The organism is Luteimonas huabeiensis HB2 (genome assembly GCF_000559025.1).
GTDB classification, from domain to species: domain Bacteria; phylum Pseudomonadota; class Gammaproteobacteria; order Xanthomonadales; family Xanthomonadaceae; genus Luteimonas; species Luteimonas huabeiensis.
On sequence record NZ_JAAN01000043.1, the window covers coordinates 58,470 to 70,089 of the forward strand.

Genomic DNA, 11,620 nt, shown 5'->3' on the forward strand with positions numbered 1-11,620 from the left:
TGGTGCATCCTGCGCCGACACCCGAACGCCCGAGTCCCGATGCGATCCCACGCCCGCTTCCTCGCGCTGCCGCTCATCGCCGCGCTGGCCGCCTGCGCAACGCCTGCGCCGGCACCGGAGACCTCCGCGCTGGGCCAGCTGACCCGCTGGCATCCCGCGTTCGATCGCGTCGTCGCGCCCGACGCGCGCATCGAACGCCTCGCCGACGGCTTCGCGTGGTCGGAGGGACCGGCGTGGATCGCCGACGGCGGCTACCTGCTGTTCACCGACGTGCCCGCCAACCGCATGCATCGCTGGTCGCAGGCCGAGGGCGTTTCGGTGTTTCTGGCGCCTTCCGGCTACGACGGCCCGGACACCGGCGAACTGCGCGAGGCCGGCGCCAACGGCCTGCTCGCCGAGCCCGGCGGCACGGTCCTGCTGGCCGATTCCGGAAACCGCCTGGTCGCGCGCTTCGATCCAGCGACCAAGCGCAAGACCACGCTCGCCGAACGTTACGAAGGCAAGCGCCTCAACAGCCCGAACGACCTCGCCCGCCGCAGCGACGGCAGCGTGTTCTTCACCGATCCGCCCTATGGCCTGAAGGGCCTGAACGCCTCGCCCGCGAAGGCGCTCGACTTCAACGGCGTCTACCGCATCGCGCCCGATGGCGGCCTGCACCTGCTCGACGCCACGGTGCCCTTCCCCAACGGCATCGCGCTGTCGCCCGACGAGCGCACGCTCTACGTCGCCAGCTCCGATCCGGATGCACCGGTCTGGTATGCCTACGCGCTCGGCGCCGACGGCGCGGTCGCCGATCGCCGCGTGTTCGCAGACGCCAGCGACCTGCTCGGTGCCCATGCGCCCGGCCTGCCCGATGGCATGGCGGTGGCCGCCGACGGCACCGTGTTCGCCACCGGCCCCGGCGGCGTGCTGGTGTTCGCGCCCGACGGCACCCGGCTGGGCCGTATCGAGACCGGCCGCGCCGTCTCCAACGTCGCCTTCGGCGACGACGGCCGCACCCTGTACATGACCTCCGACGACATCCTCGCCCGCGTGCGCGTGCGCGCGACCGGCCTGGGCTTCGCCCGGTAGCGCGCGATCCGTCGCGGGTGCCGCAGCGGGCCGGGGCGCCTACGCGCCCTCGGCACCCCGGTGCGGCACGGCTTCGAGCCCGCGCATCGCCGCCTCCAGGGCGCCCGCATCGGCGAGCAGGAGGTACACGCGCCGGCCGCGCCTGGGGATCAGCTCCAGGAACGCGAGCTCGTAGGTGGGGCCGGTCTCGATGCGCGCTCGCGCCTCGGTCTCGCGCATGTCCGCGCGCCAGCGGCCATCGCTGCGCGTCAAGATCGGTCCATCGAGTTCGAAGACGTGCCGATGCGACAGCCCGAAATGCTCCAAGCGGAAATCCGGCAGCGCCCAGACCGAGCACGCCGCCAGCGGCACGATCACCGCAGCGGTCGCCAGCGTGATCAACAGCCCCTTGTCGCCGTGGGCGAAGAGCAGCCAGGCCATCGCGATCGCGGCCGCGTAGCCGGCCAGGATCCACGCCCGGTACACGGGCCAGCTGAAGACGCGTGCAGCGAAGCGGACCGGCCGGTCGCCTGTCGCACCGGTCGCCCCGCCCAGCCGCATGTGGAAGGCGAGCACCGGCCACAGCGTCGACGGCGAGACCTGCAGCGCCAGCCGGCCGAAGCGCACCGTCTGCACGGTCACCGACGTGCCCTCCCGGTGGTCTGCCTCGGCCGCGATCACTTCCCGCCAGGGCGACAGCCCCAGGCCTTCGATCCACAGTCCGCGCGCATCCAGCTCGACCTTCGCCTGCGCATCGAAGGCGCGCCCCTCGCGCCGCAGGACGCTGCCCGCCGGCAAGCCCCATGCCAGCGCGAAGCCGCTGGCCGCACCGGCGAGCGACAGCGCCACGACCCAGCCCGCGCGCAGATCCCACGCCACCCCCAGCACGGGGCCCGACAGGCAGCCCAGGGTAGGCAGCAGGAGTAGCCCCATCACCCAGGCGTTGGCGCTTGCGGGCGTGGCGATGACGTGCAGCGTGCGGGAGAAGCTCGGAGTCATGCGTCCGGTGCAGGGCAAGCCAAGCCGGCGGGATTCTCGCATGGCACGGCGCTGCGCCGTCCGCGACGGTTCAGGCCAGCCGTTCGGACCCCACCACGTGCACGCCCGGCGGCGCACCGATCGCCGCGTCCAGCAGGGCGGCGGCGATGCGCGGCGCCGGGTTGATCCGCCAGCGACGCGGCAGCAGCGGGCCCAGCGCGCCGAGTACGACGCCGGCCACGCGTTCGCCCAGCCGGAATTCGTCGCGCGCACCGCCGATCAGGCCCGGGCGCACGAAGGTCAGCGAATCGAAGCCGATCGCGGCGAGGTCGCGCTCCAGCTCGCCCTTGACCCGGTTGTAGAAAATCCGCGAGGCCGCGTTGGCGCCCATCGCCGAGTTCAGCGCGAAGGCGCGGGCACCGTGCGCGTGCGCAAGCCGCGCCACGGCCAGCGGAAGGTCGTGGTCCACGCGGCGGAATTCCGCCTGCGAGCCGGCCGCGCGGATCGTGGTGCCGAGCGTGCAGACCACGGCGTCGGCACGCCACAGCGCGGCGTCGTCCGGCAGGCGCTCGAAGTCCACCCGCGGTGCGCGCAGCTTGGGGTGCGCGGGCAGATCGCGGCGCACCGGCGCGGTCACCGCCGCCACGCGCGGGTCGGCCAGCGCCTGCGCCAGCACGTGGCGGCCGACCAGCCCGGTCGCGCCGACCAGCAGCAGGCGCCTGCCCGCGGCCGCGCTCATCGCGCCAGCGCCTGCACCGCCTCGCCCACGGGCGTATCGCCTTGGGTGAGCTCGATGATGACGCGGTTCACGGCCGGCCGCTCGACCAGCTCCAGCAGCGTGGCCGCCACGTCGTCGCGCGGCACCTCGCCATAGGGGATCGCCAGCCCCGCGCGCACGCGGCCGGTGCCCGGCGCATCGGTGAGGGTGCCCGGCCGCAGGATCGCCCAGTCCAGGCCGGAAGCCGCCAGGTGCACGTCGGCGCGCTTCTTGACCGCCATGTAGTGCTCGAACGTGTCGGAAACGTGGCGGCCGCGCCCGGCCTCGGGGAACGCCGACACCAGCAGCACGCGGCGGATACCGGCCCGCTGCGCCGCCGCCACGGCCAGCTCCAGCCCGCGGCCGTCGATGGCGTCGATCCGCTCCGGCCCGCCCTTGCCGCCGGCACCGGCGCTGAACACCACCGCGTCGCTGCCGGCCATCCGCGTCGCGAGGGCGTCGGCATCGAGCGCCGCCAGATCGCCGGCGACCGGCGTCGCGCCGAGCGCTTCGAGTTCGGCGGTCTGCGCCGGATCGCGGTGCAGCGCGCGCGCGACGTGCCCGCGCGCGGCCAGCCGCTGCGCCAGCCGGCGCCCGACCTGGCCGGCACCGCCGACGATGAAGACGTTCGCCATGCGTCGCTCCCTAGTTGCCGATGGGGCCGCCATCCTGCCACGCGCGCCGTCGAAGGCCGTGCCAACGGGCGCGCGGCCGCGGGCGCGCAGGCCCTACACCGCCTGCGCCCGCTGCCGCGCCGCGTCGGTCTCGCGCGCCGGCGGCTGGCCGAACATCCGCGCGTACTCGCGGGTGAACTGCGGCACGCTGGCGTAACCCACGGCATGCGCGGCGACGCTGGCGGCCACGCCATCGGCCAGCATCCGCCGGCGCGCCTCGATCAGCCGCAACCGCTTCTGGAACTGCAGCGGGGTGAGCGAGGTGGCCGCGCGGAAGTGCGCATGGAAGGCCGACACGCTCATGTCCGACAGCGCCGCCAGCCGCTCCACCGGCAGCGGGCGGTCGTACTCGGCGCGCAGCACCGCCACCGCGCGCGCCACCCGCTGCGCGCTGCCGTTGGGCCACGCCAGCCGCCGGATCGCCGGCCCGTGGCGCCCGGCCAGCAGCCAGTAGTGCATCTCGCGCACGCGCTGGGCCTGCAGCACCGGCAGCGCCGCCGGCCGGTCGAGCAAGCGCATCAGTTGCAGCGCGGCCTCGGCCAGCTCGGCATCGGTCGGCGCCACGCCGATCGGCGGCGCGCCTTCGTCCGGCGCGCCCGCCATGTCGGCGACCAGGTCGGCCACCACCGCCGGGTCGATCGCCAGCACCAGCGAGCAGTACGGCGCCGCCGCGCTCGCCCGCACGATCCGGCTCGCGGTCGGGAGGTCGGCGGCGATCACCAGCGTGTCGCCGGCCGAGAACGCGAACGTGCGCGCGCCCATCGTCACCTCCTTGGCGCCCTGCAGCACCAGACAGGCCAGCGGGCGCTGCACGTCGTGGCCCAATCCGCTGGGCGCCAGCGCATGCACCGTCGACAGGCCGGGGACCGGGGTGGCGGCGATGCCACCACCGGGGGCGTGGGCGGCCGCGTGGCGGCGGACCCGATCGAGCAACGTGGACATGGCGCCAGCCTACGCCGCGCGCACTCCGGCCGGATAGGGCGCCGGAGGATCGCGCAAGCATCGCCGAGCTTCCGGCAACCCCCGCCGCCGGCCCGGCGCGATCATGCTCGCCCCGCAACGCGCACCACAGGACCGCCTCCATGACCCGCATCACCCTGATCACCGGCGCCAGCCGCGGCCTCGGCCGCAACACCGCGCTGGCCGTCGCCCGCGCCGGCGGCGACGTCGTGCTGACCTACCGCAACGGCGCGGACGAGGCCCAGGCCGTCGTCGCCGAGATCCAGGCGCTCGGCCGCAAGGCCCACGCGCTGCAACTCGACGTCGGCGACGCCGCCAGCTTCCCCGCCTTCGCCGACGCCCTGCGCGCCGCGCTGGCCGAGACCTGGCAGCGCGAGCGCATCGACCACCTGGTCAACAACGCCGGCCACGGCGACACCGCCCCCTTCGCCGAAACCACCCAGGCGCAGTTCGACCGCCTCGTGGACGTGCACTTCAAGGGCACGTTCTTCCTGACCCAGGCGCTGCTGCCGCTGATCGCCGACGGCGGCCGCATCGTCAACCTGTCCAGCGGCCTGACCCGCTTCGCCTTCCCGGGCTACGCCGCCTATGCCGCGGCCAAGGGCGCGGTGGAGGTGCTGAGCCGCTACCTGGCCAAGGAACTGGGCCCGCGCGGCATCGCCGTCAACACCGTCGCCCCCGGCGCCATCGAGACCGATTTCGGCGGCGGCGTGGTGCGCGACAACCCGCAGGTCAACGCGCAGCTCGCCGGCATCACCGCGCTCGGCCGCGTCGGCGTGCCCGACGACATCGGCCCGATGATCGCCAGCCTGCTCGGCGACGCCCACCGCTGGGTCACCGGCCAGCGCATCGAGGTCTCGGGCGGGCAGGCGCTCTGAGGGGGATGGGGGCGGCGGCGCGGCGGCCGCCGCCTCCGGCGAGGACTCCATTGCTGTCATTGGCTTCAATTGGATATCATCGCTGTCAATGACTTCACGGAGCCCGCCGTGGCCGTACTCACCGTGCGCAACCTCCCCGACGACGTGCATCGCGCCCTTCGCCTGCGCGCCGCCCAGCATGGCCGCAGCACCGAAGCGGAGGTGCGCGACATCCTCGCCGAGGCGGTCAAGCCCTCCCGGCGTATCCCGATGGGCGATGCGCTCGCCGCGCTCGGCCGCGAGGTCGCCCTGACCGATCAGGAAGCCGCCGCGCTGGAGCGGCAGCGCGACCGCACCCCCGCGCAGCCGCCGCGTTTCGAATGATCGTCCTCGACACCAACGTGGTCTCTGAAACCATGAAGGCGGCGCCCTCCCCGGCCGTGCTGGCATGGTTGAACGCCCAGGACGCGGACACGCTCTACCTGTCCAGCGTCACCCTGGCCGAACTGCTGTTCGGCACCGCGGCATTGCCTGCGGGACGCCGCCGGGACGCACTGGCCGGCGCCATCGGCAAGCTGGAGCGCTTGTTCGAGGGCCGGATCCTGGGCTTCGATACCGAGGCGGCACGCCACTACGCCGCGCTGGCCGTGGCGGCACGCACCCGGGGCCGCGGCTTTCCCACGCCCGACGGCTACATCGCCGCCATCGCCGCGTCGCACGGTTTCATCGTCGCGACGCGCGACACCGCACCGTTCGCCGCCTGCGGCCTGCATGCCATCGATCCGTGGCGCGCCCCCGACGAGGTCTAGGAACCTGGGCGGCAGAAACGGTCGAGGCGAACGGCGCCGGGCGAGGCCAGTTTCGTGTCGCTTCACCGGCCTGTAGCGGGCCCACAGGCCAAGAAGCGGCGCGGACATGGACCGTTCGGCGCGTCGTGCAGCCCGGACGGCTTCTGCCGCCCAGGCTCCTGGGACGTATCGACATTCGGCGCGGAAAGGCGATCGCTTCCCCCGCAAGCGAGGAGAATCCTGTTTTTCCCTTCTCCCGCAAGCGGGGAGCACTCCGTTTTCCCTTCCCCCGCAAGCGGGGGAAGGTGCCGAAGGCGGATGGGGGCGCGCCGCAGGCGTGCACCCGCTTGCGGGAGAAGAGACGGAATGGGCCGCTCGCGGGAGAAGAGGGCGGTTCCGACGTTGCGGGTCGAATGTCGATTCGCCTCAGCGTCGCGGCGCCTCCCCCACCGCCTCCGCCACCAACCGTTCCAGTTGCGCGGCCACGCGGTCGAACGGGCCCAGCGCGCGGCGCGCGCGCGATAGCACCACCGCGCCCTCGACGGCGGCGACGATCACCGTCGCCAGTTCCGCCGCACGCGAATCCGCCACGCCGGCATCCGCCAGCGCATCGCGCAAGCGCCGCTCCCACTGCGCGAACGCCTCCGCCGCCACCGCCGCCGCCCCCTCGCTTTCCGGGTCCAGGGGCTCCTCGACCGCGGCCGCCAGCACCGGGCAGCCGCCGTGGAACGCCGAGCGCTCCAGCCGCTCGCGCCACATCGCCAGGAACCCGCGCAGCCCCGCCGCCGGCCCCGCGCGCAGGTGCTCGGCGATCGCCGTGTCGATGCGCTCGCCCGCATGGCGCACCGCCTCCGCCACGACCTGCTGCTTGCCGCCCGGGAAATGGTGGTAGGTGGAGCCCAAGGGCGCCTCGGCGCGCCGCGCCATCTCGCGGATGCTGGTCGAATTGAGGCCGTGGCGCGCCATCATCTCGGCGGCGGCGGCCACCACGCGCGCGCGGGCGTCGGTACGGCGGGGGGTCATGCCGGCAGTCTTGCAGCGCCGCCGTGGAGCGTCTAGCCTCGCCGGCTATGACGGTCGTCATAGAACATATCCCGGACCAGGCCGAGCCCACGCCCGTGGCGCTGACCGCGGCCGACGGCACCCCGCTCGGCGCGCTGCGCTTCGCCGCCGCCGGCACGCCGCGCGGGCGCATCGTCGTCTCCGGCGCCACCGCCGTGCCGCAGGGCTTCTACCGCCGCTTCGCCCGGTTCGCCGCCGCCCGCGGCTACGACGTCCTGACCTTCGACTACCGCGGCATCGGCCTGTCCGCGCCGCCGACGCTGCGCGGCTACCACGCCGAGATGCTCGACTGGGGCCGCCTCGACCTGCCCGCCGCCATCGACCGCATGGCCTCGCCCGACCTGCCGCTCTACGTCGTCGGCCATTCCTACGGCGGCCACGCGCCGGGCCTGCTGCCCTCGCCCGAGCAAGTCGCCGGCTTCTACATCTTCGGCACCGGCGCCGGCTGGCACGGCCACATGCCGCCCGCCGAGCGGCTGAAGGTGCTGGCGATGTGGCACGTGGGCTTTCCCGTGCTGACCCGCTGGAAAGGCTATTGCCCGTGGAAGCTGCTGGGCCTGGGCGAGGACCTGCCGGTCGGCGTGTACCGGCAATGGCGCCGCTGGTGCCGGTTCCCGCGGTACTTCTTCGACGACCCCACGATGCGCGGCATCGAGCGCGGCTACGCCGCCGTCCGCGCGCCGATGGCCTTCGTCAACGCGCTCGACGACCGCTGGGCCCCGCCGCGCTCGCGCGAGGCCTTCATCGCCGCCTACCGCAACGCGCCGATCGAGCGCCATGACATCGACCCGCGCGCGCTCGGCGCGCCGATCGGCCACATGGGCTACTTCCGTCCCACGGCCGAGCCGCTGTGGCGCCAGGCGCTGGACTGGATCGAAGCGCAGGCGCGGTCCGCCGCCAGCGCGCGCGGCGCCTGAACGCGATAGGTCCAAATTGCCCATTCCGGCCATTTCGGGCGTAGGCTGGAGCGGTCCATCCACCGAGGCTCGCCCGCATGGCCCCCGCCCCCGACCTGCTCGACCTGGACAAGGCGACCGCCAGCGAGGTCAAGACCAAGGGCTGGCCCGGCCTGATGCGCAAGGTGCGCGCGCACGGCGCCGTGGTGGTGACCCACCACAACCACCCCGAAGCCGTGGTCGTGGACGCGGAACGCTACCGGCAGCTCGTGGCGCAGGCGAACGCCGCCGCCACAGCCACCGCGCGCGCCCAATCGCTGAAGGCCCTGCAGGCCGAATTCGACGCGCACCTGGCCACGCTGCGATCCGGCGACGCCCTGGCGCAAGCCCTGCGCCGCCCGGCGCGGCGCAGCGGCAAGATCGCGCTGGGCCCCTCGCGGTAGCGGTGGCGCGGATCCTGGCGCTGGCCGGCGTCAACGGCGCCGGCAAGAGTTCGCTGCTCGGCGCGATGCTCCGCGAGGACGGCATCCCCTGGTTCAACCCGGACAGCTTCACCCACGCCCTCGTCCGGCAGGGATGGCCGCCGGCCGAGGCCAACGCCGAAGCCTGGCAGGAAGGCCGCCGCCGGCTGGAACGCGCCCTCGCCGACGGCCACGACCACGTCTTCGAGACCACCCTCGGCGGCAACACCCTCCCCGCCCTGCTCCGCCAGGCCTGCGCGCACCACGAGGTGGCGATCTGGTTCTGCGGCCTGTCCAGCGTGGACCTGCACCTCGAACGCGTCGCCGCCCGGGTCGCCCGCGGCGGCCACGACATTCCCGAGGCGAGAATCCGGCAGCGCTACGACGCCGCCCGCGCCAACCTCATCGACCTGATCCCGCACCTCGCCGCCCTGCACGTCCACGACAACAGCCGCCCCGCCGACGCCGACGGCCACGCCACGCCGCTGCTCGTGCTCGACATGGACCGCGACGGCCTGCGCTACCCCCGCGCCATCGAGGAACTGGCCCAGGTGCCGGACTGGGCCAAGCCCATCGTCATGGCGGCGCTGCGGGCGCGGGGCCGCTGAGCAAAGGCCGGAGCAACGCGTCCGCCTGCGCCCGGCACCGCTCGAACGCCAGCCCCGGCCCGATCGCATCGATCTGCGCGAATTCGCGACGCAACATAGCGTCCCGCTCGATCAGCGCCTGCAGGAACGCGGCCCCGTGCCGGCGCATGAACGGCGCGGCTCGCAGGATCTGCTCCGGCTCGGCATCGGCGACCGCACACAGGTCGAACAGATCGCGCCCCTTCGCCCTGTCACCGCGATGCCACATCTTCTTGGCGACGATCTCGGCCGACGTTTCCACCCTGATCTGCCGCCCTCGATACGACACCGTCTCATAAGGCACATCGGTCAGCGCCTTCCCGACGACGACATCGATCTCGCCCTTGGGCAGAAACAGCTTGATGTACTCGGCGGCCTCCACGTACTCGGTGCTGATGCCCTCGGCGACATCGCTCAAGCGTGGACTGACGTAGCCCAGGTACTGGGGATCGGGAACGAACAGATCGATGTCCTTGCTGTGCCGGTGCGCGATACGCAGCATCAGCGCCGTGCCGCCGCCGAACGTCCACACCGCGCCCGGCACCTTCTGCTCAAGATGGGCCATCAACTCGAGCGCCGGCGCGAACAGATCGCGCCAGGGGCCGGGCCGCTCCAGATCGATCGTGCTCATGTCCAGATCCCGCGCCGGCTTTTCACCTCATGGGCAAGCCGCCGGTATGTCGTCCACACAGCATGCCGGTCCATGCCGGTTTCCGCATGCAGTTGGTCGGCCACCGCCGCCAGCAACGCGACCGGCGCATCATCGAGCAGTGCATGCAGATGCGGCGCGTAATCTTCAGGAATCCGCCCCGTCACCAGAATTCGCTTGAGCGTGGCCGCAGTGAGTGGCGTCTTGTAGCTCACACTGGCCGTCGCCGCGGCTCGCATCAATGGCGTCATCTTGTGCCGCCCGGGGGGCCTCGCGCGACCCGTATCGACCCGCAGCGCCAGGCCCAGCAGCGCCGCGAGCCGCTCGGCCTTGTTGAGGCCCAGGTCGGGAACCGCTCCCGTCTCCAACTGGCTGACCGTCTGCCGCGAAAGCCCGCTGAGCGCCGCCACCTGCGTCTGGCTCAGCCCCATCTCGGCCCGCCGCGCCCGGATTGCCTGCCCGAGTTCATGGATCGCACCCATGGCGGGATGGTACGCCGGGACGCGTGCATGTCAAATATATGCGACACCGCGGGAGGCGACAGGCGACCCGCTACAGCATCGTCCGCACCAGCCCCATCCCCGCGAACAACCCGCCGATCGACAGCGCCACCGACGCCACCACGTAGGCCGCCGCCAGCCCCACCTGCCCACGCTCGTACAGCAGCGCCGCCTCCAGCGAGAACGCCGAGAACGTGGTGAACCCGCCCAGCACCCCGGTGGTGAGGAACAGCCGCAGCGACGGCGACCACCCGCCGCGCGCCGAGAACCATGCCACCACCACGCCCATCAGCAACGAACCCACCACGTTGATGCACAGCGTGCCGTAGGGAAACGCCGAAGCGCCCGCGCGCAGCGCCAGCACGTTCACCCCATGCCGCAACGCCGCGCCCAGGCCGCCACCGAGAAACACCAGCAGGACATGGGTCATCTGATCCTCCAGGAGCACAGCGAGCGCCCCCGCCCGCCGGCAGCAGGCGCCATCGGCCGCACCGATGCACCCGGCTGGCAGCGATTCGGGACGCCTCGTTTCCGCCGGCGGCAGTGTAGCCGCCGGCGCACCGACCCACGTATGGAACGCATGCGAACACGACCGGCACGCGACCGGCCGTGCCCGGTCGTCACCCCGGCGCGAACCGCCGGGGCACAGACTCAGCCCGCCTGCCGCCGCCGGCTGATCAGCAGCACGCCCCGCCCCACCGACACCTGCAGATCGTCGCCGACCGCGAACCCATGCTCCGCCAGCCACCGGCCCGACAACCGCAACTGCGGCACCGCACAGCCCACGACCTGATCGCCGCGCCGCTCGTCGTAGTAGTGATAGCCCATCGTGCAACGCACCGGCGTGCGAAAGTTCGGAAAGCGCGCGCGCCACCGCAGCTCTGCCTCGGTGAGCGGAGGCGCGGAGGTTTCGGAGGCACTGTCTTGCATCTGCCGCGACGGAACATCGCGCCGGGCGCGCGTGGCACGCGAAGCGGGTTCGGACACGGAAGACGAAACGCGAGTGGCTTGCTTGGGACGGCTCATGTCGGACTCCTCGGTTGGATGGAATCCGCCACATCGCTGTCAATCGAGGTGGCGGACGGCACGCGGTTGACAGACCGGACCGAGGACCGGCAGACCTTTCGGCCTCCGCGCACCGCCCGCCGTAGAGCAGGCATGGCCGCCCAGCATCGCGCAGGCACAAAAAAAGCGCCGACATCGACGATGGGCGCTGGTGCGCCTCGGTGTTCGAGCTGTCAAACTCGGCTGCGAGATTTATCGCAGCGGGTTGATCGTGCCACTGCTTTTTGAGCTAGTCAACGGCTCGCGGGAAGACGTTCGATCGGCCTGCGTCCGCTTCGACTAAGAACGGACATTCCC

Annotated in this window: 16 protein-coding genes; 7 read left to right on the top strand and 9 right to left on the bottom strand. The window is 72.9% G+C overall.

The genetic code is table 11. The features are described 5' to 3' along the window. Positions 1-39 precede the first annotated feature (39 nt). Positions 40-1,071: an SMP-30/gluconolactonase/LRE family protein gene (locus tag Z164_RS0117215; protein WP_024891921.1), complete on the top strand. Its 1,032-nt coding sequence runs from the start codon at positions 40-42 to the stop codon at positions 1,069-1,071. Between the two features lie 39 nt (positions 1,072-1,110). On the opposite strand, the gene Z164_RS0117220 is transcribed toward Z164_RS0117215, so the two are convergent. The 4 genes from Z164_RS0117220 to Z164_RS0117235 all read right to left on the bottom strand — a co-directional run bounded on the left by Z164_RS0117220 (position 1,111) and on the right by Z164_RS0117235 (position 4,401). Beyond that, positions 1,111-2,049 (bottom strand): hypothetical protein, encoded by a 939-nt coding sequence (locus Z164_RS0117220; protein WP_024891922.1) that lies wholly within the window; start codon positions 2,047-2,049, stop codon positions 1,111-1,113. A 70-nt stretch (positions 2,050-2,119) separates the two neighbouring features. Then, the gene (locus Z164_RS0117225) at positions 2,120-2,767 is read right to left on the bottom strand and encodes an NAD(P)H-binding protein (RefSeq protein WP_024891923.1); all 648 of its coding nucleotides are present in this window, start codon (positions 2,765-2,767) and stop codon (positions 2,120-2,122) included. Continuing rightward, entirely contained in the window at positions 2,764-3,420 is a 657-nt protein-coding gene (locus Z164_RS0117230; protein WP_024891924.1) for an SDR family oxidoreductase, read from the bottom strand. Before Z164_RS0117230 ends, Z164_RS0117225 begins: the two co-directional genes overlap by 4 nt. A 93-nt stretch (positions 3,421-3,513) precedes the next feature. Beyond that, a complete protein-coding gene (locus Z164_RS0117235) occupies positions 3,514-4,401 on the bottom strand; it encodes an AraC family transcriptional regulator (RefSeq protein ID WP_024891925.1) in 888 nt (295 codons plus the stop codon). A 140-nt stretch (positions 4,402-4,541) separates the two neighbouring features. Between Z164_RS0117235 and Z164_RS0117240 the strand changes: the two genes are divergently transcribed. From Z164_RS0117240 to Z164_RS0117250, 3 genes are all read left to right on the top strand, one after another. Further along, positions 4,542-5,297 (top strand): SDR family NAD(P)-dependent oxidoreductase, encoded by a 756-nt coding sequence (locus Z164_RS0117240; protein WP_024891926.1) that lies wholly within the window; start codon positions 4,542-4,544, stop codon positions 5,295-5,297. 108 nt (positions 5,298-5,405) lie between these two features. Beyond that, positions 5,406-5,660: a FitA-like ribbon-helix-helix domain-containing protein gene (locus Z164_RS0117245; RefSeq protein ID WP_024891927.1), complete on the top strand. Its 255-nt coding sequence runs from the start codon at positions 5,406-5,408 to the stop codon at positions 5,658-5,660. Further along, on the top strand, positions 5,657-6,085 hold the full coding sequence (locus tag Z164_RS0117250; protein WP_024891928.1) for a type II toxin-antitoxin system VapC family toxin: 429 nt from the start codon (positions 5,657-5,659) through the stop codon (positions 6,083-6,085). The genes Z164_RS0117245 and Z164_RS0117250 overlap by 4 nt, the downstream gene beginning before the upstream one ends. A gap of 405 nt (positions 6,086-6,490) precedes the next feature. On the opposite strand, the gene Z164_RS0117255 is transcribed toward Z164_RS0117250, so the two are convergent. Beyond that, positions 6,491-7,087: a TetR/AcrR family transcriptional regulator gene (locus Z164_RS0117255; RefSeq protein WP_024891929.1), complete on the bottom strand. Its 597-nt coding sequence runs from the start codon at positions 7,085-7,087 to the stop codon at positions 6,491-6,493. Between the two features lie 47 nt (positions 7,088-7,134). Between Z164_RS0117255 and Z164_RS0117260 the strand changes: the two genes are divergently transcribed. The 3 genes from Z164_RS0117260 to Z164_RS0117270 all read left to right on the top strand — a co-directional run bounded on the left by Z164_RS0117260 (position 7,135) and on the right by Z164_RS0117270 (position 9,091). Beyond that, positions 7,135-8,043, top strand: coding sequence for an alpha/beta hydrolase family protein (locus Z164_RS0117260; RefSeq protein WP_081770245.1), 909 nt, complete (start codon positions 7,135-7,137; stop codon positions 8,041-8,043). 77 nt (positions 8,044-8,120) lie between these two features. Then, complete coding sequence (locus Z164_RS0117265; protein ID WP_024891931.1) at positions 8,121-8,465, top strand: type II toxin-antitoxin system prevent-host-death family antitoxin; 345 nt, start codon at positions 8,121-8,123, stop codon at positions 8,463-8,465. A gap of 2 nt (positions 8,466-8,467) precedes the next feature. Beyond that, on the top strand, positions 8,468-9,091 hold the full coding sequence (locus tag Z164_RS0117270; protein ID WP_024891932.1) for an ATPase: 624 nt from the start codon (positions 8,468-8,470) through the stop codon (positions 9,089-9,091). Here Z164_RS0117270 and Z164_RS0117275 read toward each other — a convergent pair. From Z164_RS0117275 to Z164_RS23440, 4 genes are all read right to left on the bottom strand, one after another. Beyond that, on the bottom strand, positions 9,060-9,740 hold the full coding sequence (locus tag Z164_RS0117275) for a nucleotidyl transferase AbiEii/AbiGii toxin family protein (RefSeq protein ID WP_024891933.1): 681 nt from the start codon (positions 9,738-9,740) through the stop codon (positions 9,060-9,062). The genes Z164_RS0117270 and Z164_RS0117275 overlap by 32 nt on opposite strands. Beyond that, entirely contained in the window at positions 9,737-10,240 is a 504-nt protein-coding gene (locus Z164_RS20915) for a helix-turn-helix transcriptional regulator (RefSeq protein ID WP_024891934.1), read from the bottom strand. The genes Z164_RS0117275 and Z164_RS20915 overlap by 4 nt, the downstream gene beginning before the upstream one ends. A gap of 70 nt (positions 10,241-10,310) precedes the next feature. Continuing rightward, positions 10,311-10,688, bottom strand: coding sequence for a fluoride efflux transporter CrcB (gene crcB / locus Z164_RS0117285; RefSeq protein ID WP_024891935.1), 378 nt, complete (start codon positions 10,686-10,688; stop codon positions 10,311-10,313). A gap of 221 nt (positions 10,689-10,909) precedes the next feature. Further along, positions 10,910-11,284 carry a SymE family type I addiction module toxin gene (locus tag Z164_RS23440; RefSeq protein WP_236621824.1) on the bottom strand — a complete coding sequence of 125 codons (375 nt, stop codon included), beginning with the start codon at positions 11,282-11,284 and terminating at the stop codon, positions 10,910-10,912. Positions 11,285-11,620 lie beyond the last annotated feature (336 nt).

Bases quoted from the DNA above. Each gene is read 5' to 3' on its own strand.
- Z164_RS0117225 (WP_024891923.1), bottom strand. From the start codon at position 2,767: ATGAGCGCGGCCGCGGGCAGGCGCCTGCTGCTGGTCGGCGCGACCGGG.
- Z164_RS0117220 (WP_024891922.1), bottom strand. From the start codon at position 2,049: ATGACTCCGAGCTTCTCCCGCACGCTGCACGTCATCGCCACGCCCGCA.
- Z164_RS0117260 (WP_081770245.1), top strand. From the start codon at position 7,135: ATGACGGTCGTCATAGAACATATCCCGGACCAGGCCGAGCCCACGCCC.
- Z164_RS0117250 (WP_024891928.1), top strand. From the start codon at position 5,657: ATGATCGTCCTCGACACCAACGTGGTCTCTGAAACCATGAAGGCGGCG.
- Z164_RS0117265 (WP_024891931.1), top strand. From the start codon at position 8,121: ATGGCCCCCGCCCCCGACCTGCTCGACCTGGACAAGGCGACCGCCAGC.
- Z164_RS0117275 (WP_024891933.1), bottom strand. From the start codon at position 9,740: ATGAGCACGATCGATCTGGAGCGGCCCGGCCCCTGGCGCGATCTGTTC.
- Z164_RS20915 (WP_024891934.1), bottom strand. From the start codon at position 10,240: ATGGGTGCGATCCATGAACTCGGGCAGGCAATCCGGGCGCGGCGGGCC.
- Z164_RS0117230 (WP_024891924.1), bottom strand. From the start codon at position 3,420: ATGGCGAACGTCTTCATCGTCGGCGGTGCCGGCCAGGTCGGGCGCCGG.
- Z164_RS0117215 (WP_024891921.1), top strand. From the start codon at position 40: ATGCGATCCCACGCCCGCTTCCTCGCGCTGCCGCTCATCGCCGCGCTG.
- Z164_RS0117240 (WP_024891926.1), top strand. From the start codon at position 4,542: ATGACCCGCATCACCCTGATCACCGGCGCCAGCCGCGGCCTCGGCCGC.
- Z164_RS0117235 (WP_024891925.1), bottom strand. From the start codon at position 4,401: ATGTCCACGTTGCTCGATCGGGTCCGCCGCCACGCGGCCGCCCACGCC.
- crcB (WP_024891935.1), bottom strand. From the start codon at position 10,688: ATGACCCATGTCCTGCTGGTGTTTCTCGGTGGCGGCCTGGGCGCGGCG.
- Z164_RS23440 (WP_236621824.1), bottom strand. From the start codon at position 11,284: ATGAGCCGTCCCAAGCAAGCCACTCGCGTTTCGTCTTCCGTGTCCGAA.
- Z164_RS0117255 (WP_024891929.1), bottom strand. From the start codon at position 7,087: ATGACCCCCCGCCGTACCGACGCCCGCGCGCGCGTGGTGGCCGCCGCC.